General features: G+C 65.3%; 15 protein-coding genes. 12 read left to right on the forward strand and 3 right to left on the reverse strand.

Translation table 11 applies throughout. The features are described 5' to 3' along the window. The first annotated feature begins 150 nt into the window (after positions 1-150). Positions 151-939, forward strand: coding sequence for an SDR family oxidoreductase (locus DOM41_RS09980; RefSeq protein WP_110686723.1), 789 nt, complete (start codon positions 151-153; stop codon positions 937-939). A 120-nt stretch (positions 940-1,059) separates the two neighbouring features. Here DOM41_RS09980 and DOM41_RS09985 read toward each other — a convergent pair whose 3' ends face one another. Continuing rightward, on the reverse strand, positions 1,060-2,859 hold the full coding sequence (locus DOM41_RS09985; protein WP_110686724.1) for an IlvD/Edd family dehydratase: 1,800 nt from the start codon (positions 2,857-2,859) through the stop codon (positions 1,060-1,062). Between the two features lie 105 nt (positions 2,860-2,964). Continuing rightward, positions 2,965-3,957 carry an AraD1 family protein gene (araD1, locus tag DOM41_RS09990; protein WP_110686725.1) on the reverse strand — a complete coding sequence of 331 codons (993 nt, stop codon included), beginning with the start codon at positions 3,955-3,957 and terminating at the stop codon, positions 2,965-2,967. A gap of 344 nt (positions 3,958-4,301) precedes the next feature. On the opposite strand from araD1, the gene DOM41_RS09995 reads away from it, so the two are divergent. The 5 genes from DOM41_RS09995 (at position 4,302) to DOM41_RS10015 (ending at position 9,584) form a co-directional block, all read left to right on the forward strand. Next, entirely contained in the window at positions 4,302-5,228 is a 927-nt protein-coding gene (locus tag DOM41_RS09995) for a tripartite tricarboxylate transporter substrate binding protein (protein ID WP_110686942.1), read from the forward strand. A 42-nt stretch (positions 5,229-5,270) separates the two neighbouring features. Beyond that, positions 5,271-5,750, forward strand: coding sequence for a tripartite tricarboxylate transporter TctB family protein (locus tag DOM41_RS10000; protein ID WP_110686726.1), 480 nt, complete (start codon positions 5,271-5,273; stop codon positions 5,748-5,750). Between the two features lie 6 nt (positions 5,751-5,756). Then, complete coding sequence (locus tag DOM41_RS10005) at positions 5,757-7,271, forward strand: tripartite tricarboxylate transporter permease (RefSeq protein ID WP_110686727.1); 1,515 nt, start codon at positions 5,757-5,759, stop codon at positions 7,269-7,271. Continuing rightward, the gene (locus DOM41_RS10010) at positions 7,258-8,313 is read left to right on the forward strand and encodes an Ldh family oxidoreductase (RefSeq protein WP_110686728.1); all 1,056 of its coding nucleotides are present in this window, start codon (positions 7,258-7,260) and stop codon (positions 8,311-8,313) included. The genes DOM41_RS10005 and DOM41_RS10010 overlap by 14 nt, the downstream gene beginning before the upstream one ends. Before the next feature lie 71 nt (positions 8,314-8,384). Further along, on the forward strand, positions 8,385-9,584 hold the full coding sequence (locus tag DOM41_RS10015; protein ID WP_110686729.1) for a fumarylacetoacetate hydrolase family protein: 1,200 nt from the start codon (positions 8,385-8,387) through the stop codon (positions 9,582-9,584). Between the two features lie 54 nt (positions 9,585-9,638). On the opposite strand, the gene DOM41_RS10020 is transcribed toward DOM41_RS10015, so the two are convergent. Beyond that, the gene (locus DOM41_RS10020; protein ID WP_110686730.1) at positions 9,639-10,601 is read right to left on the reverse strand and encodes a LysR substrate-binding domain-containing protein; all 963 of its coding nucleotides are present in this window, start codon (positions 10,599-10,601) and stop codon (positions 9,639-9,641) included. 513 nt (positions 10,602-11,114) lie between these two features. Here DOM41_RS10020 and DOM41_RS10025 point away from each other — a divergent pair. The 6 genes from DOM41_RS10025 (at position 11,115) to DOM41_RS10050 (ending at position 17,933) form a co-directional block, all read left to right on the forward strand. Beyond that, entirely contained in the window at positions 11,115-12,434 is a 1,320-nt protein-coding gene (locus tag DOM41_RS10025) for an L-fuconate dehydratase (protein ID WP_245391802.1), read from the forward strand. Between the two features lie 90 nt (positions 12,435-12,524). Continuing rightward, positions 12,525-13,616, forward strand: coding sequence for a TRAP transporter substrate-binding protein (locus tag DOM41_RS10030; RefSeq protein ID WP_110686732.1), 1,092 nt, complete (start codon positions 12,525-12,527; stop codon positions 13,614-13,616). Between the two features lie 160 nt (positions 13,617-13,776). Then, positions 13,777-14,265, forward strand: coding sequence for a TRAP transporter small permease (locus tag DOM41_RS10035; protein WP_110686733.1), 489 nt, complete (start codon positions 13,777-13,779; stop codon positions 14,263-14,265). Continuing rightward, the gene (locus DOM41_RS10040; protein WP_110686734.1) at positions 14,262-15,518 is read left to right on the forward strand and encodes a TRAP transporter large permease; all 1,257 of its coding nucleotides are present in this window, start codon (positions 14,262-14,264) and stop codon (positions 15,516-15,518) included. Before DOM41_RS10035 ends, DOM41_RS10040 begins: the two co-directional genes overlap by 4 nt. Before the next feature lie 14 nt (positions 15,519-15,532). Then, positions 15,533-16,960: an FAD-binding oxidoreductase gene (locus DOM41_RS10045; protein WP_110686735.1), complete on the forward strand. Its 1,428-nt coding sequence runs from the start codon at positions 15,533-15,535 to the stop codon at positions 16,958-16,960. 85 nt (positions 16,961-17,045) lie between these two features. Beyond that, positions 17,046-17,933: an NAD(P)-dependent oxidoreductase gene (locus DOM41_RS10050; protein WP_110686736.1), complete on the forward strand. Its 888-nt coding sequence runs from the start codon at positions 17,046-17,048 to the stop codon at positions 17,931-17,933. Positions 17,934-18,017: the final 84 nt, after the last annotated feature.

The following is an 18,017-nucleotide window of genomic DNA, read 5'->3' on the forward strand; positions in this document are numbered from 1 at the left end:
GTCGGCGGCTAAACGAGAGACACAGAGCCGAACGCTCGCTGATACTGGGGGATGTCACGCCGGCGAGTGCGTCGGCGTGGCGTGCGGTCAACAGAGGATCGACCGCGGCTTACCGGTCGGCGGCGACATCACGATTGCGAGGAAACCAACATGGATCTGGGAATTCGCGGCCGCTGGGCCGTGGTCTGCGCTGCCAGCCAGGGGCTGGGAAAAGGGTGTGCATTCGCGCTGGCGCAGGAGGGGGTCAATCTGGTCATCAACGCCCGCCGAGCGGAGACGCTGGAGGCAGTGGCCGCTGAGCTTCGCGCGCTCGACGCCAGCGTCGAAGTCCGGGTGGTGGCCGGTGACATCGGCGATCCCGGCGTGCAACAGGCCGTCCTGTCCGCCGCACCGCAGGTCGACATCCTCGTCAACAACAATGGCGGCCCACCGCCGGGGGATTTCCGCGACTGGTCACGGGAACACTGGATCGCCGCGGTGGACGGCAACATGCTGACGCCGATCGCCCTGATCCAGGCCTGTGTCGATGGCATGGCGACGCGGGGGTTCGGTCGCGTGATCAACATCACCTCTTCGGCCGTCAAGGCCCCCATCGACGTGCTGGGGCTCTCCAACGGTGCCCGCAGCGGGCTGACCGGCTTCGTCGCCGGCACCGCTCGGCAGTCGAGTCTGGCCCGCTGCAATGTGACCCTCAACAACCTGCTGCCCGGACGATTCGACACGCAACGCTTGCGCGACAATCTGCAGCGCGCAGCGACACAGGACGGCCGCGACCTCGAGGAGTTCTCCCGGGCACAGGCCGAGGCCATACCCGCCGGCCGCTTCGGTAACCCTGAAGAGTTCGGTGCGCTGTGCGCCTTTCTCTGCAGCCAGCAGGCCGCCTACATGACCGGGCAGAACGTGCTGCTGGATGGCGGCGCCTATCCCGGGACGTTCTAGACAGCGAGACGCCGCTCCCTGCCAGCGTGACACGACAACGCCCCTGNNCAGGGGCGTTGTCGTAGGGCGATCGATGGCGTCTCGTCGATGCGCTCGACCAGCAGGGGTTGCCTCTTCGTGTCAGTGGTTGTCCCGCGGCAAGTCCCAGGCGATGGCGCGGTACTTGGTGGCGGGTTTCAACGTCATGCCGCGGTCCAGTGGTTCGATCATCGAGCGCTGAATCTCCTGCCAAGGGGTCTGATGGTCCCGATAGGGATAGCCACCGGCCGCCTCGAGCCGGGTACGGCGGGCGTCGAGTTCAGCCTCATCGATCAACAGCGTGACCTCGCCACGGCCGAGATCGACCCGCAGGCGATCGCCGGTCTCGAGCAGCGCCAGCGCGCCACCTGCGGCCGCTTCCGGCGAGGCGTTCAAGATCGACGGTGAGCCGGAGGTGCCGGACTGGCGACCGTCTCCCAGACACGGCAGCGAGTCGATACCGCTTTTGATCAGCGCTTCCGGTGGCTGCATGTTGACCACCTCGGCGCTGCCGGGATGCCCCACCGGACCGGCGCCGCGCATGACGAGGATCGTATCCGCATCGAGAGCGAGCGACGGGTCGTCGATGCGAGCGTGGTAGTCCTCTGAGCCATCGAACACCGCCACCCGGCCCTCGAACGCCTCGGGATCGGCGGGATTGGAGAGATAGCGCGCGCGGAACGCCGCCGAGATGACGCTGGTCTTCATCAGCGCCGAGTCGAACAGATTGCCCTTGAGATTGATGAAGCCCGCGGAAGCGACCAGCGGATCGTCGAAGTGGCGAATGACGTCGCTGTCCTGCGTCTCGTGGCCCCGGCAGTTATCGCCAAGGGTCGAACCATTCACGGTGGGCGACTCGGCGTGCAGCCGCCCCGCGCCGAGCAGCTCGTTGACTACCGCCGGTACGCCACCGGCGCGGAAGAACTCCTCGCCAAGGTAGGCCCCCGCCGGCATCACGTTGGCGAGCAGCGGAATGGCGTGGCCGAGGCGTTCCCAGTCGTCGTTGTCGATCTCGACACCCGCGTGGCGGGCGATGGCGTTGATATGGACCGGCGCGTTGCTCGACCCGCCCAGCGCCGAACAGACGACGATGGCGTTCTCGAAGGCCTCGCGGGTGAGAATGCGGCTCGGGCGCAGGTCCTCCCACACCATTTCGACGATCCGCGCCCCGGTCGCGTAGGCGACCATCGGCCGCTCCTTGTAGGGCGCGGGAATCATCGCCGAGCCGGGCAGGCTCATGCCGAGCGCCTCGGCCATGGAGTTCATGGTCGAGGCGGTGCCCATGGTATTGCAGTGCCCCACCGACGGCGCCGAATCGGCGATACGCGCGAGAAATTCCGGATAGTCGATCTCGCCGACCGCGAGACGCTTGCGCAGCTCCCAGACCACGGTACCGGAACCGACCCGCTCCGCACCTCGCCAACCGTTGAGCATCGGCCCACCGGAGAGCACGATCGCTGGGATATCGGCGGTCGCCGCCGCCATCAGGCACGCCGGCGTGGTCTTGTCGCAGCCGGTGGTCAGCACCACGCCATCCAGCGGGTAGCCGTGGAGCACTTCTACCAGCCCGAGATAGGCGAGATTGCGGTCGAGTGCCGCCGTCGGCCGGCGGACGTTCTCGTGGATTGGATGCAGCGGAAACTCGAACGGTACGCCACCGGCGGCACGGATTCCGGCCTTGGTACGCTCGACCAGGTCGATGTGGTGGCGATTGCACGGGGTGAGATCCGAGCCGGACTGGGCGATACCGATGATCGGCCGACCGGAGGAGAGCTCCTCCAGCGTAATGCCGTAGTTCATGTAGCGCTCGAGGCACAGCGCGGTCGTGCCGGCGTGCGCCGGGTTGTCGAACCACCAGCGCGAGCGCAGACGGTCGGGGGTGACGCGGGGGTGATCACTCATGGCTCGTCGCTCTCTCTGTCTGTCGCTTTCGGCCTCTGTTCGTATCGGGCCGAATACCTTGCGCCGGATCGCCGGATCGCCGGATCGCCGGGACGCCGGGCGGTTCTAAAGGGCTGTCGCCGCCGAATAGCCGCGATCATCCGCCAGCGTCAGCGTGTTGCGCAGGGTGCGACCGAAGGCATCGAGCTGGATCTCGTAACGATCACCGGGTTCGACCACCACATTGTCGGCAAAGCTCAGCGTGGCGGTGCCAAAGAAGTGGACGTGGACGTCGCCGGCGCGGCGGAAGTTGTCGTACTTGAAGTGGTGGTGTTCGAGATTCGCCAGGCTATGCGCCATGTTGGCCTCACCGGTGGCGAACGGCTTTTCCCACAGCACGCGGCCATCGCGGACGATGCGACTGGTGCCCTCGAGGCTCTCCGGCAGTTCGCCGATCAGCAGCTCGGGGCCGAAGCTGCAGGCGCGAAGCTTGGAGTGCGCGAGCCACAGATAGTTGAAGCGTTCGGTCACGTGGTCCGAGAACTCGTTGCCGATGGCATAGCCCACCCGCCATGGCGTGCCGTCCTCACCGATGACATAGAGCCCGGCGAGCTCCGGCTCTTCGCCGGCGTCCTGGGCGAACGCGGGGGACGGGATATCCGCTTCCGGCGGTACGACGCAGTCGCCGTCTCCCTTGTAGAACCACTCCGGCTGCGGGCCGACCTTGCCGTGCGCCGGTTTCCCCGCTTCCAATCCCATGCGGAACATGCGCATGGAGTCGGTCAGTTCGCTTTCGTCGACCTTCTGCGCTGCGTGCATCGCAGAGCGGGTGTCGGCGCTACCGAGATGGGTAAGCCCGGTACCGGTAACCAGACAGTGCGCCGGATCGACGTGGGTCAGCGGGGGCAGCAGTCGGCGATGCTCGACCAGCTCGGCGTAATCGACGCGCGTCTCGCTGAGCGCAGCCTCGATGACCTCGGTCAGCGGACGCGACTCGCTGATGGCACGCTGCGCCAGGGCATAGACACCTCCCTCCCCCTCGACGACACGGACCTGCGAGTCGCTCTCGACGCAGCCGACCGTCAGACGGTTCTCCTGAAGAAACTGGATCAGACGCATGCAAACTCTCCTGGCACATTGCCTAACGTGATGCGATGGGGGCAGCGCAGGGCGAGTGTCGATACCGAGATCGCCCAGCGTGGAAACAACGACACGATGCTTGGCCCTCTATGTTCAACATATACACAATAAGTACAACATAGACTTTTGGAGCAAATACGCTCCCACTCAATGGGGTTAGGCTGGCGTGGCGCTGTGACCCCTGAACGCGACCCACTCAGGACCCGGTCACTTGCGAGCAAAATAATCGACAAGGCCCCCGGGCCGGGAGACTCGCCATGCCGTTCGCCTCACTCACACGCCCCTCGTTCAAAACGCCGTGGCTTGCGCTCCTCGCCGCGGCGATGGTCGCCCCGCTGCCGGCGCTGGCCGACTACCCGGAAAAACCGATCACGCTGATCGTTCCCTGGGCCGCGGGGGGTGGCACCGACGCCACCGCGCGCACCATTGCCGCCGCACTCGAAGAAGAGCTGGGTCAGACCGTCAACGTGGTCAACCGCACTGGCGGCAGTGGCGTGGTCGGCCACACGGCCATGGCGATGGCGCGCCCGGACGGTTACACGCTCGGTCTGATCACCGGCGAGATCAACATGATGCACTGGCAGGGGCTGACGCAGCTCACCTACGCCGACTACACCCCGATCGCCCAGATCAACTACGACTATGCCGGCATCCAGGTCGCCGCCGACGGCCCCTTCGACTCGGTCGAGACCCTCGTCGACAAGGTCAAGAGTGAGTCTTCCGGCACCTACAACGCCTCCGGCACCGGTCAGGGCGGCGTCTGGCATCTCGCTTTCGCCGGTTTCCTGCTCGACCAGGGTATGGAGCCCAACCGGGTGTCGTGGATTCCCAGTCAGGGGGCCGCACCGGCGATGACCGAGATGGCCGCCGGCAGCATCGACATCGTGCCGAGTTCGGTGCCGGAAGCGCGCTCGATGATGGACGCCGGACGCGTCGAGAGTCTGGCGATCATGGCGCCGGAGCGGCTGGAAACCTTCCCCGACGTACCGACCCTGAAGGAAGCGATCGACAGCGACTACACCATCGGTGAATGGCGCGGTATCGCCGGACCGAAGGACATGGATCCGGACGTCGTCGAGACGCTGGAGAGCGCCATCCAGGCCGCCTACGAAAGCGCCACCTATCAGGACTTCATGTCCCGTCAGGGCTTTGGCACCCAGTGGCGGGGCGCGGATGACTTTGGCAACTTCATGGCCGAGCAGGACGAACGCTTCGGCGAGATCGTCGAGCAGGTCGGGCTGTCGCGGTAACGCTGAGCGACAGGGACATCACACCATGAGAGGCCGCCTATCGTGAGGGATTTTCTACTCGGTCTGCTATTCGCGATCGGCGGCGGCGTGGTCGTCGCCGTCGCCAGCACCTACCCGACGATGCCGACGCTTCAGTTCGGTCCGTCGCTTTTTCCGACGATCATCGGCGTCGGCATGATGCTCGGCGGGGCGCTGCTGGCGCTGACCAACCTCACCGCGATGCGCGCCGCGTCACGCGACACTCGTGGCCTGACGGGGCGCTATGACATACGGGGCCTGCTGGTGTCGCTGGTCCCCTGCGCCCTGATCGTCTTCTACATCGTTGCCGCCGAGACGCTCGGGGCGATGCTCTGCATGGCGATTTCGATGCTGGTGTTGATGCAGATGCGCGGCGCCAGGCTCTGGCTGTCGTTGGTCGTCGCTGCTGTCGTTTCCGGCGCCATCGTCTGGCTCTTCTCGCAGTATCTGCTGATTCCGCTGCCGGAAGGCGTCCTTCTCCCACAACTCACACTCGCCGGGTGATCGCCAATGGATGCATTCCTGCAGGGCCTAGCCATGGTCTTCAACGCTCAGACGATGCTGGTGATCGTCGCGGCCGCGACCTTCGGTCTCTTCGTCGGCGCCATTCCCGGCCTCACCGCCACCATGGCGGTGGCGCTACTGGTACCGATCACCTTCTACATGGATGCCACGCCGGCGATCGCCGCAATCGTCGCGACCTCGGCAATGGCAATCTTCGCCGGCGACATTCCCGGCACTTATCTCAATATCCCCGGCACGCCCGCTTCCGCGGCCTATGTCGGCGAATCCCACCGCCTGGCCCTGCAGGGCCGTGCGCGGGAGACCCTGGGCACGAACCTCGTCTGCTCGGTGATCGGCGGGCTGTTCGGCACGCTGGTACTGGTTTTCGTGTCGCCGTCGCTCGCCGAGGTCGCGCTCAAATTCAGTTCGTTCGAGTACTTCTGGCTGGCGCTGCTGGGTCTGAGCAGCTCGATCTTCATTGCCATCGGCTCGCGGCTGAAAGCCTTCTTGTCGCTGCTCGTGGGGCTGCTGCTCTCTACCGTCGGGCTCGACATGATGAGCGGCGCGCCGCGCTTCACCTTCGGCGTGCCGGACCTGATGGCCGGGATCAACTTCATCCCGGTGATGATCGGCATGTTCGCCCTCAACGAGATCATGGGCTTCTACGCCTCCCGGGACGAGGCGCGCAGCGTGCCGGCCATGGCCAAGGACAGTGTGTTCCGTGAAGCACCGCGTCATCTGCGTGCCTACTGGCGCAACGTGCTGCGGGGCAGCTCGCTGGGCACGCTGATCGGTGCGCTGCCGGGCGCTGGCGCCGACATCGCCGCCTGGATAGCCTACGCGCTGGGCAAGAGCCGCTCGAAGCAGAAGGACAAGTACGGCACCGGCCATATCGAGGGCATCGTCGATGCGAGCTCGGCCAACAACTCGGGGATCAGCGGTGCCTGGGTGCCAGCGCTGGTCTTCGGCATCCCCGGCGATACCATCACCGCCATCGTCATCGGCGTGCTCTACATGAAAGGCATGAATCCGGGGCCGACGATCTTCATGGAAGGCGGCGGCCAGGTCTATGCGCTGTTCACGGTGTTCTTCGTCGCCAACCTGATCATGCTGCCGCTCGGTTATATGGCGATCCGCGCCTCCAAGGTGTTCATCCTCACACCGCGCAAGATACTGATGCCGGTCATCCTGATGTTCTGCATCGTCGGGGCCTTCGCCATCAATAACGCGGTCACCGACATCTGGATCATGCTGCTCATCGGCATGGCGGCCTATGTGCTGGCACGCAATGACTTCCCGATGGCGCCGGCCATCCTAGGACTGGTGCTGGGCGGCACGCTGGAGAACAGCTTCATGAGTTCGATGCTCAAATCCAACGGCGATCTGCTCGCTTTCTTCGAGCGTCCCATCAGTGCCGGGCTCGGCGCGCTGGTGATTCTCGTCTGGCTGCTGCCGACGCTGCTCAAGGGCTACCGACGGCTACGCAGCCCCAAGACCGAGGTTTCTCATGACACGCCATGATCCGATTGCACTGCGCGAGATGCTCAAGACCCTCTTCGTCGAAGGTGGCGCCGACACCGAGGTCGCCGAGGTCACCGCCCGCGTGCTGGTCGAAGGCGATCTGCTCGGCCACCACACCCACGGCACCAAGCTCGCCAATGGCTACCTCAAGGATCTCGCCGCGGGTCACGCCAGCGGCGATCCCGGCGACCTCGAGATAACCCAGACGAGCGCGGTGGCGGCGCTCTACGATGGCCACTATCTACTCGGCCCCTACCTGGTTCAGCGCGCGCTCGATCAGTGCCGGGAGGCGGCTGCCACCTTCGGTATCGGCATGGTAAGCCTCAAGCGGTCGCACCATATCGCCTGCCTGGCGGGCTATCTGCAGCCACTGGTCGAGGCGAACCTGATCCCGCTGATCCTGACCTCGGATCCTGCGGTGGCGTCGGTGGCGCCATTCGGCGGCCTGGATCGGGTCTATACGCCCAATCCACTGGCGATCGGCATTCCCGGCCGCGAGCAGCCATTGCTGATCGACGTGAGCATGTCGACGATCACCAATGGCACCGTTGCCAAGGCCCGCGCCGCCGGTGACACGCTCCCCCACCCGGCCATCCTCACCGGACACGGTCAGGCCAGCGACGATCCGGAGGCCTACTTCGCCGAGCCGCCGGGGAGCATTCTGCCGCTGGGCGAGCTCGCCTTCGGCCACAAGGGATTTGCCTTGGGGCTGATGGTCGAGGCTCTCACCTCGGCACTCTCCGGCTTCGGGCGCAAGGATTCGCCGGACGGCTGGGGGGCCTCCGTCATGGTGATGGTGATCGACCCGTCGAAGTTCGGCGGCGCCGAGGCATTCCTCGACGAGACCGACCACGTCGCCCGGCAGTGCCAGGCATCACGCCCCGCCGACACCGAACGTCCGGTGCGCCTGCCGGGCCAGGCTGCCCTCGCGCGCCGACGCGACGCGCTCGATCACGGCCTGGCGCTTCCCCAGGACGTGGTCGACTCGCTGCGCGATGCGGTCCAGGGCTCCTCGCTGGTCGGCACCACACCCTTCGGCTGAGCGCCCGTGGGGCTGGTGTCGCGCCGGCCCCCGGTACCTTTTCACTCCCCTTTTCCGATTCAGGAGCCACCATGCCCCGCCATCCCGACCCGCTCGACACCCTTCCCACGGATGCGGCGCGCGCGCTGCTCATTGGCCGCGTCTGGCTCCGGCGTGAGGCGCGATGCGATGGCCGCGGCGATGGCCCCGCGGTGGTCGCCGTTCGCGGCGAGCGTCTCGTCGATCTCTCCGCCCACGTCGCCACGGTCTCCGAGCTGCTCGAGCGGGACGACGCGACCACGCTGGTCCGTGATGTCGAGGCACCCGACATCGGGTCGCTCGCCGACATCCTCGCCGACTCTCAGGCAAGCGGCAGCCTCGAGGACACCAGAACGGCGCCCTATCTGCTCGCCCCCTGCGATCTCCAGGCGGTCAAGGCCTGCGGCGTGACCTTTGCCGTGAGTCTGCTGGAGCGTGTGATCGAGGAGCAGGCCGGCGGCGACCTCAAGCGGGCAGCGGCACTTCGTGACGAGATCCAGACGCTGATCGGGGGCGACCTGTCACGCATCCAGCCCGGCTCGGACGAGGCGATGGCACTGAAGGCCGAGCTGCAGGCGCGCGGTGGCTGGTCGCAGTACATGGAGGTGGGCATCGGTCCCGATGCAGAAGTGTTCACCAAGGGCCAGCCGCTGTCGTCGGTCGGTCACGGCAGCCGCGTCGGCCTGCACCCGGCCTCGAAATGGAACAACCCGGAGCCCGAGATCGTGCTCGCGGTGGATGCCTCCGGCGAGCCGCAAGGCGCCACGCTCGGCAACGACGTCAATCTGCGTGACATCGAGGGACGCAGCGCCCTGCTGCTGGGCAAGGCGAAGGACAACAACGCCTCCTGCGCGCTCGGCCCCTTCATTCGCCTCTTCGACGACGACTTCACCCTCGACGACGTGCGCACGGCCAAGGTATCGCTGCGGATCGACGGCGACGATGATGATTTCGTCCTCGAGGGTGAGAGCGACATGCGCGAGATCAGCCGCGACCCGCTGGATCTGGTGCGCCAGACACGGGGCACGCACCACCAGTATCCTGACGGCTTCATGCTGTTTCTCGGCACCATGTTCTCGCCGATCCAGGACCGCGACGGCGAGGGCCAGGGGTTCACCCATCACATCAATGATCGCGTCACCATCTCGACGCCGACGCTGGGCAAACTGAGCAACGTCGTCGACCGCAGCGACCGGCTACCACCCTGGACCTTCGGTATCGGTGCGCTGATCGCCCACCTTGCCGGGCGCTGATCATCCGGCACGGGCCCCCGGCGTCATTGACGTCGGGATCACCCCGGATCGGGATCAACCCTGGCCGGCGCGCTCCAGCGCGTCGAGCGTCTCGAGGAACGCTCGCACCACCTCCGAGCGATCCTCGCCCTTGCGCGTGAGGATGCCGTAATAGCCCAGCGGCTCGCCCACCGTGAGCGGCAACGCCACGAACCGCCCGGCGGAGACCGCCGTGCGCAGCACTGAGGTCGGCATCAGGGCGATGGCGTCCGACGAGCCGATGAGCTGCAGTGTCGTCTGCGTCGACGTGGTCTCGATGACGTTGCGCGGCGAGGCGACACCCGCCTCCGCCAGCGCCGCTTCAAAGCGCCCGCGCATGGGACTCTGCACCGGATGCATCACCCAGGGCCAGCGCACGATCTCCGACAGGGTCGGCGTGCGGGCGGTGGTGGTATCGGCCTCTCCCAGGACCAGCGGATGGTCCGCACGCACGACCAGCGAGACCGGCTCAGCCGCCAGCGGTTCGAAGTCGAAAAGATGACGCTGCGCAGGTTCCGTCAGCCGTCCCACGACCAGGTCCAGACGCTTGTACTCGAGATCCCCCAGGAGCTGGTCACTGGAGTTCTCGAACACGCGCACCACCAGGCGAGGCCGCTCACGCTTGAGCGTATTGATCGCCTGCGGCAGCAGCACCGGCGCTGCCCCCGGGACGGCACCAATGATCAGATTGCCCTGGCCGCCCTCACGCAGGGACACGAGGTCGTCGATCAGCCGGTCAGTGTCATTGAGAATGCTGCGCGCGTAGCGCACCAGCAGCTCGCCGGCGTCGGTGGGCTCCATGCTGCGCGTCTGACGCAGAAAGAGTGTCATTCCGAAGAAATTCTCGATGTCCTTGAGCATCTTGCTCGCCGCCGGCTGACTCATGCTCATCCGCCGAGAGGTGGCATGAAGGTTACGACTTTCGTCCAACGCCACCAATAGCACGAGATGCTTGGTTCGCAACCAGCTCTTGATGTGAATTCGACTATCGTGGGACATCGAGTCTTCCGCTCTTAGGCTTTGGTCATAAACGATAACCTTGCGTTATTCGCGTGGCAAAAAAAACGATTGGTTACCGCCGCCCTGCCTCCCGTACGCTGACCTCAACGTCATGGAAACACCTGACGGCTCTCGCGTTTGCGATCAGTCAGGAAATCACTGCCAGCGCAACGCAACATCGATACCACGGCGACCGTGACAACGCAGTCACTGACAGTAAGAGCGTCAAAAAAGGTCCGGATTGGTGAGGTAAAGAGAAGAAGAAGCACGTTGAAAATGCACTGGAGATTTCCCGTTATTTGCCGCTAGTCGATGATGCGAAAGCCAGCGATTAGACGTTTAGATAATCGACAGTTAATTCGTGACTCGAATGCCATTTCAGTTCTTATCGGTAATTGAAACCGGGTATCAATCCCGGCGATTAAAGGCATGACGTCTCGCAACGTTCGAGTAGACGATGCCGGCAGTCATTCACCGTCACGATTCCGTAGCGATACGACAAGGAGCACCGCATTGAGCCCCACCATCCAACGCGTCGACGTGCAGGATATCCGCTTCCCCACCTCCAGAGAGCTGGACGGTTCGGATGCGATGAATGCCGCCCCGGACTATTCGGCGACCTACGTCATCCTGCACACCGATGCCGACGACGGTATCGAGGGCCACGGTCTGACTTTCACCATCGGTCGCGGCAACGAGGTCTGCGTGGCGGCGGTGCAGTCGCTCGCCTCGCGACTCGAGGGACGCACGCTGGCGTCGATTACCGACGATATGGGTGCGTTCTGGCGCGATCTCACCAGCGGCGATAGCCAGCTTCGCTGGCTCGGCCCGGAGAAGGGGGTCATTCACCTCGCCTGCTCGGCGATGATCAATGCGGTGTGGGATCTCTGGGCCAAGCAAGAAGGCAAGCCGGTGTGGAAGCTGCTGGCCGACATGAGCCCGGCAGCGCTGGTGGCCTGCCTGGACTTTCGCTTCGTCACCGATGCGCTCACCCCCGAAGAGGCGATTGCACTGCTGGAGGAGAAGCAGAGCGGCAAGGCCGACCGCGAGGCGTGGCTCCGGGAGCACGGCTACCCCGGCTACACCACCTCCGCCGGCTGGCTCGGCTACTCGGAAGAGAAGATGCGCAAACTCTGCCGCGAAGCACTGACCGAGGGGTGGGGGCACTTCAAGCAGAAGGTGGGCGGCGATATCGATGAGGATTGCCGGCGTGCCGCCATCCTGCGGGACGAGATCGGCGCCGAGCGCACGCTGATGATGGATGCCAATCAGATGTGGGACGTCGACGAAGCGGTGACCAATATGGAGAAGCTCGCCGAATTCGATCCGCACTGGATCGAGGAGCCCACCAGCCCGGACGACATTCTCGGCCACGCGGAGATTCGTCGGCGTCTCGCGCCGATCGGCGTGGCCACCGGCGAGCACTGCCACAACCGGGTGATGTTCAAGCAGCTCTTCCAGGCTGGCGCCATCGACTACTGCCAGCTGGACGCCGCACGCCTCGGCGGGCTCAACGAGGTGATCGTCGTCGTGCTGCTGGCCGCCAAGTACGGGATTCCGGTCTGTCCCCATGGGGGCGGCGTCGGGCTCTGCGAATACACCCAGCATATCTCGATGTTCGACTACATCGCGGTCTCGGGAGATCTCGAGGGGCGCCTGCTGGAGTACGTCGACCATCTTCACGAGCACTTCGTCGATCCGGTGACGATCCGCAACGGGCGCTATCTCGTCCCGGACGCTCCCGGCTACGGCGTGACCATGAAGTCCGCCTCGCTCGCCGAGCACCGGTTTCCCGAGGGACCGGCCTGGCGTGATGCGCCGCCGGCGAGCTGATTCGCCTCACCCGCAAGACCGTCGCCAGGGCGACACCGCTGTAGACGACAAACGTTCCACAACGCACTCGCGCCAGTCAGGAGTCCCACGATGAAAACAACCGCACTCCCCTTCTCCCATCTCGCCCAGCGCGCCGGGCGACCGCTCGCCGCGCTGGTCACGGCGGCCGCCATGAGCTTCACCGCCGTTGCCGCCCACGCCGCTACCGAAATGCCGCCGATCCCGGAGGTTCAGGGTGACGTCGTCGAGGGCGACGGCAATGACTACAACCTCAAGTTCAATATCGGGCTGACGCAATCCAGCGCCCAATACCGCGGACTCGAGTACTTCAAGAAGATCGTCGAAGCGCGCAGCGACGGCCACATCACCGTCGAGATGTTCCACAGCGCCCAGCTCGGTGACGACCTGCAGTCCGTCAGCGCGCTGCAGGCCGGGACCCTCGAGATGACCGCGCCGTCGACCTCGCCGATGGTCAGCATGTTCCCGCAGTTCGCGGTCTTTGACCTGCCGTTCCTGTTCCCGCAGCCGGAAGACGCCGACCGCGTGCTCGACGGCGAGATCGGCCAGCAGATGCTCGAAGAGGCGTCGTCGAAGGGGCTGGTCGCCATCGGTTGGGCGGAGAACGGCTATCGTCAGCTGACCGACAGCACCGTGGCGGTGAGCGAGCCCTCGGATCTCGAAGGACTGAAGATCCGCACCATGCAGAACCCGATCCACCTCGACATCTGGCGCACGCTGGGCGCGAATCCGACACCGATGTCCTTCGCCGAACTCTTCACCGCGCTCGAGCAGAACGTGGTCGACGGTCAGGAGAATCCGTGGAACACCATCAAGTCCTCGCGCTTCAATGAGGTTCAGCAGTACGCCACGGAAACCAACCACGTCTACACCCCATTCATCACGCTGGTCTCCGAGCGGTTCTGGAATCGCCTCCCGGAAAGCTATCAGGGCCTGCTCCGCGAAGCGGCCGGCGACATGGGGGATTACGAGCGTGAGGTGAGCCGCAGCATGAGCGATCAGATCAAGCAGGATCTGGCCGACAGCGGCATGGAGATCACCACCCTCACACCGGAGCAGGTGTCGGTCTTCCAGGAGACGCTCGAACCGGTCTACGCCCAGTGGCGCGACAAGATCGGCGGCGATCTGATCGATCGCATCCGCTCCGCAGCCGAACAGCAGTGACCCCCGGGGCCGCCGACGCGCGGCCTCGCTCCCTTATCGAGCCCGCCGCCACTCACGCCCGGTCAAGCCGACGCCGCTCGCGCGTGGTCGGGCCCGGCGGCGGGCGCTGTTGCCGACGCTGGCGCTCTCAATCTCCGTCACTCCGTCGAGGAAGCCCACGATGAACGCCGATTCACCCGCTGCCCGGCCGCTACTCGGCTGGCTGAAACTGACCCTCGAGATCGCCCTCGGAATCCTGGTGCTGGGCGTGGTCTTCTGTGTGACTGCCAACGTCTTCGGACGCTACGTACTCAACTACTCCTACACCTGGGCGGAAGAACTCTCCCGGGTGCTCTTCATCTGGCTGGTGCTTCTCGGCGCCGGCGTCGGCAGTCTCGACCGCGAGCACGTCGCCGTCACCTTCTTCCGTGACAAGGCTCCGGCGGGCCTGCAGAAAGTATTGAGCCTGCTCGCCATCGCCATCGTCTACGTGGTCTGCATCTGTGTGCTGCTCGGTTTCCGCGAGCTGATCTCGGGCTACACCAGCGCCACTCCGATGCTCGGCATCCCTCACGCCTTTCTGTACAGCGCCATGCCGGTGATGGCGATTCTGACCCTGATCGCCAACACCGTGGCGCTGGTCTCACTGCTGCGAGGGAAAACGTCATGATTCTCTGGAGCATTCTGGTCGGTCTGGCGATCTGCATCGTCATCGGCATGCCGATCTCGTTCGGCCTCGCGGCCATTACGCTATTCATCTTCTTCGAGGCGGACTACGCGCTGTCGCCGCTGATCTCGCAGGCAGTCAACGGTCTCGACTCCTTTCCGCTGCTCGCCATTCCGCTGTTCATCCTGGTCGGCGAGGTGATGAGCGAAGGCGGCATCGCCACACGACTGGTTCGCCTGGCGAGCGCACTGGTGGGTTTCGTCGCCGGTGGCCTGGGTCAGGTCGCTGTCCTGACGTCGATGTTCTTCGGTGGCATCAGCGGCTCGGCGGTCGCCGACGCGTCGGCGGTGGGCAGCATGATGATCGGACCGATGAAAGAGCATCGTTACAGCGCTCCACTGGCGACAGCGATCGTCGTCGCGGCATCGGTGGTGGGCATTATCATTCCGCCCTCCATTCCCATGATTCTCTACGGCGTGGTCACCAATACCTCGATCTCCCAGCTGTTTCTCGCCGGAATCGTGCCTGGGGTGATGATTACCCTGGGTCTGGCGGCGACCACCTACGTGCAGTCGCGCAAGAACGGGCGCGGTCAGTCATTCTCCTTTCCCGAACTCGTCAGCGCGCTGAAGGAGTCGATACTCGCCCTGCTGCTTCCGGTGATCATCGTTGGCGGCATTCTCTCGGGGGTGTTCACACCGACCGAGAGCGCCGCTATTGCACTGGTCTACGCCTTTGTCGTGTCGTTCGTGATCTACCGCAGCCTGACCCTGAAGCGCTTTTTCCAGCTCTGCATCGCGACCGGGCGTCTCACGGGCGTGGTCATGCTGTTGCTGGCCTTCGCCAGCGTGCTGGCGTGGCTTCTGACCGCCAACATGATTCCTCAGCAGCTGGTGGCGACGCTTTCCGCGCTCACCGACAACAAGTTTTTGCTGCTGCTGCTGCTCACCGCCTTTCTGCTGGTCGTCGGGTTCTTCATGGATCTGACGCCGGCGATGGTGATTCTGGCGCCACTGATGACGCCGGTGGTGGTGAAGCTCGGCATCGACCCGGTCTACTTCGGCGTGCTGATGTCCTTCGTGCTGGGGATCGGCCTGATCACGCCCCCCGTTGGCACGGTGCTCTATGTCGGCTGCGGCGTGGGCAAGGTCGGGATGGAGAGTCTGGTCAAGAGCCTGCTGCCGTTCTACTTCACCCTGCTGGCGCTGCTGGCGCTGTTTCTTGTCTTCCCCGGCCTAGTGCTGTGGTACCGCTGAGCGAGGAGAGAACCATGTCGACCCGCGACACCTTGATCGCCGACCTCCGCGCGCTGCTGGGCGAGCGCGGCGTTCTCACCGAGGTCGAGGCGATGGCGCGCTATCGCACCGACTGGACCGGTCGCACCGGCGGCGTGCCGCTGGCGGTGGTACGCCCGGCCTCGACCGCCGAGGTCGCCGAGGTAGTGAGCTACTGCCACCGTAACGACGTGCCGCTGGTGCCCCAGGGTGGGCACAGCGGCCTGGTCTGCGGCGCCATGCCGGACGAGGAGATCCCGGAGCTGGTGGTCAGCCTTGAGCGGCTCGCCTCGATCCGCGAGATCGACCCGATCAACTTCACGCTGAGCGCCGACGCCGGCTGCGTGCTGCAGACGCTCAAGGAAGCCGCCGAGGAAGCGGAGTGCTATCTGCCACTTTCCCTCGGCGCCCAGGGGAGCTGCCAGATCGGCGGCAACGTCGCCACCAATGCCGGCGGGCTGAACGTGCTGCGCTACGGCATGACCCGCCAGCTGGTGCTGGGGCTGGAGGTGGTGCTACCGGACGGGCGCATCTATAGCGGCATGCGTGCGCTGCACAAGAACAACACCGGGTACGATCTCAAGCAGCTGTTCATCGGTGCCGAGGGCACACTGGGCATCGTCACCGGGGTGGTGCTCAAGCTCTTTCCCCGCCCGCAGGTAACCCGCACGGCGCTGCTTGCCTGCCACGACATCGAGGCGGTACTCAAGCTCTACGCGCTGGCCCGGCGCTGCTGCTGCGACTTGCTCACAGCGTTCGAGCTGATTCCCCGGCGCTGCCTGGAGCTGGCGATGGAGGCATCGACGGACCTGCGCGACCCGCTGAATACGGCACACCCCACCTACGTGCTGCTCGAAGTGAGCGCCAGCGGTCCCGCCGATCTCGACGCGATGATCGAGACGCTGTTCGAGCGTGGCATGGAGCAGGAACTGCTCGATGACGGTGTGCTCGCCGCGAGCGAGACCCAGGCGCAGCAGCTCTGGCTGATTCGCGAGGCGATGCTCGAAGGTCAGCGCAAAACCGGTGAGCATCTTCGAACCGATATCTCGCTGCCGATTTCCTCGCTGCCGGCGTTCCACGAGCGGGCAACCCAAGCGGTGCTCGATGCCTGTCCCGACGCGACGGTCATCGCCTATGGGCATATCGGGGATGGCAATCTGCATTTCAACATCCTGCCGCCGACGGCAATGCCGGAAGCCGAAAGGCCAGCGCTGCTCCACGAGCTCGAGACGATCCTCTTCGATATCGTTGCCACCTTCGACGGCAGCATCAGTGCCGAGCACGGCATCGGCCGGCTGAAGCAGGCGCCCTTTCTCGAGCATCTCTCAGCGCCGGAATTCGAACTGATGCGCGGCTTGAAGCACCTGCTCGACCCGCGCGGGTTGATCGCCCCCGGGCGTATTCTGCCGGCACCGCCGCCGTGACATGACGCGTGGCACCCGCCACGCGTCATCCACTGCCAATCTACTTCACCTTTACTCGACACCGACTCGATCTCAGGGGAACGGCATGACTTCACCCACGCGTATCGCCGTCATCGGCACCGGCCTGATGGGGACGCCGATCGCCCGCAATCTCGCTGCCGCCGGCCACACAGTCAGCGCCTGGAACCGGACGGCGGCCAAACTCGAGGCTCTCGCTGCGTTCGACGTGACACCCCTTCCGAGCGCCAGGGCAGGGGCGGATGCCGATATCGTCATCGTCATGCTCAGCGACGGGCCGGTCTGTGATGCCCTGCTGCTCGGCGATGAGGGGTTGATTGCCGCGATGACGCCGGGCAGTGCGCTGGTGGTGATGAGTTCGATACCGGTCGCGAGCGCCGAGCAACAGGCGGCCGCCGCCTCGGCGCACGGCGTGGACTATCTCGACGCGCCGGTCTCCGGGGGGGAACGCGGCGCCATCGACGGCACGCTGGCCATCATGGCCGGCGGTGAAGCCACCGCCTTCGCCCGACTCGCGGCCGTATTCGGCTGCCTGGGACGGCCGACCCACGTCGGACCCGCCGGCTGCGGTCAGCTCGCCAAGCTCGCCAATCAGCTGATCGTCGCCAACACCATTGCCACCGTGGCCGAGGCGCTTCTGCTCGCCGAGCGCGGCGGCGCCGACCCGGCCCGAGTGCGTGAGGCGCTCCTGGGGGGCTTTGCCGATTCGCGGATTTTGCAACTTCATGGCCAGCGCATGATCGAGCGGGACTTTGCCCCTGGCGGCCCCGCCAAATGGCAGCACAAGGACACGCGCACGGCACTGGAGACCGCGACGACACTGGGTCTCGACCTGCCTGTCAGCCAGTCCGCAGATGCGCTATTCGGCGATATGCTCGACCACGGTGACGGCGAGCTCGACCACAGCGGACTGATTCGCGAGCTGAGACGTCACAACGCGCTGCCGGTAACCTGAGCGTCACGCTACTTCCCCACTGACGTTCAGTCAGACATAAAAAAACGCCGCCCACCTGAGGTGAGCGGCGTTCTGCCTGGCGCG

The sequence above is a fragment of the Salinicola aestuarinus genome (assembly GCF_003206645.1).
Lineage (GTDB): Bacteria > Pseudomonadota > Gammaproteobacteria > Pseudomonadales > Halomonadaceae > Salinicola > Salinicola aestuarinus.

Coding starts and splice junctions, on each gene's coding strand:
- DOM41_RS09980 (WP_110686723.1), top strand. CDS start 151: ATGGATCTGGGAATTCGCGGCCGCTGGGCCGTGGTCTGCGCTGCCAGC.
- DOM41_RS09985 (WP_110686724.1), bottom strand. CDS start 2,859: ATGAGTGATCACCCCCGCGTCACCCCCGACCGTCTGCGCTCGCGCTGG.
- araD1 (WP_110686725.1), bottom strand. CDS start 3,957: ATGCGTCTGATCCAGTTTCTTCAGGAGAACCGTCTGACGGTCGGCTGC.
- DOM41_RS09995 (WP_110686942.1), top strand. CDS start 4,302: ATGGTCGCCCCGCTGCCGGCGCTGGCCGACTACCCGGAAAAACCGATC.
- DOM41_RS10005 (WP_110686727.1), top strand. CDS start 5,757: ATGGATGCATTCCTGCAGGGCCTAGCCATGGTCTTCAACGCTCAGACG.
- DOM41_RS10010 (WP_110686728.1), top strand. CDS start 7,258: ATGACACGCCATGATCCGATTGCACTGCGCGAGATGCTCAAGACCCTC.
- DOM41_RS10015 (WP_110686729.1), top strand. CDS start 8,385: ATGCCCCGCCATCCCGACCCGCTCGACACCCTTCCCACGGATGCGGCG.
- DOM41_RS10020 (WP_110686730.1), bottom strand. CDS start 10,601: ATGTCCCACGATAGTCGAATTCACATCAAGAGCTGGTTGCGAACCAAG.
- DOM41_RS10030 (WP_110686732.1), top strand. CDS start 12,525: ATGAAAACAACCGCACTCCCCTTCTCCCATCTCGCCCAGCGCGCCGGG.
- DOM41_RS10035 (WP_110686733.1), top strand. CDS start 13,777: ATGAACGCCGATTCACCCGCTGCCCGGCCGCTACTCGGCTGGCTGAAA.
- DOM41_RS10040 (WP_110686734.1), top strand. CDS start 14,262: ATGATTCTCTGGAGCATTCTGGTCGGTCTGGCGATCTGCATCGTCATC.
- DOM41_RS10045 (WP_110686735.1), top strand. CDS start 15,533: ATGTCGACCCGCGACACCTTGATCGCCGACCTCCGCGCGCTGCTGGGC.
- DOM41_RS10050 (WP_110686736.1), top strand. CDS start 17,046: ATGACTTCACCCACGCGTATCGCCGTCATCGGCACCGGCCTGATGGGG.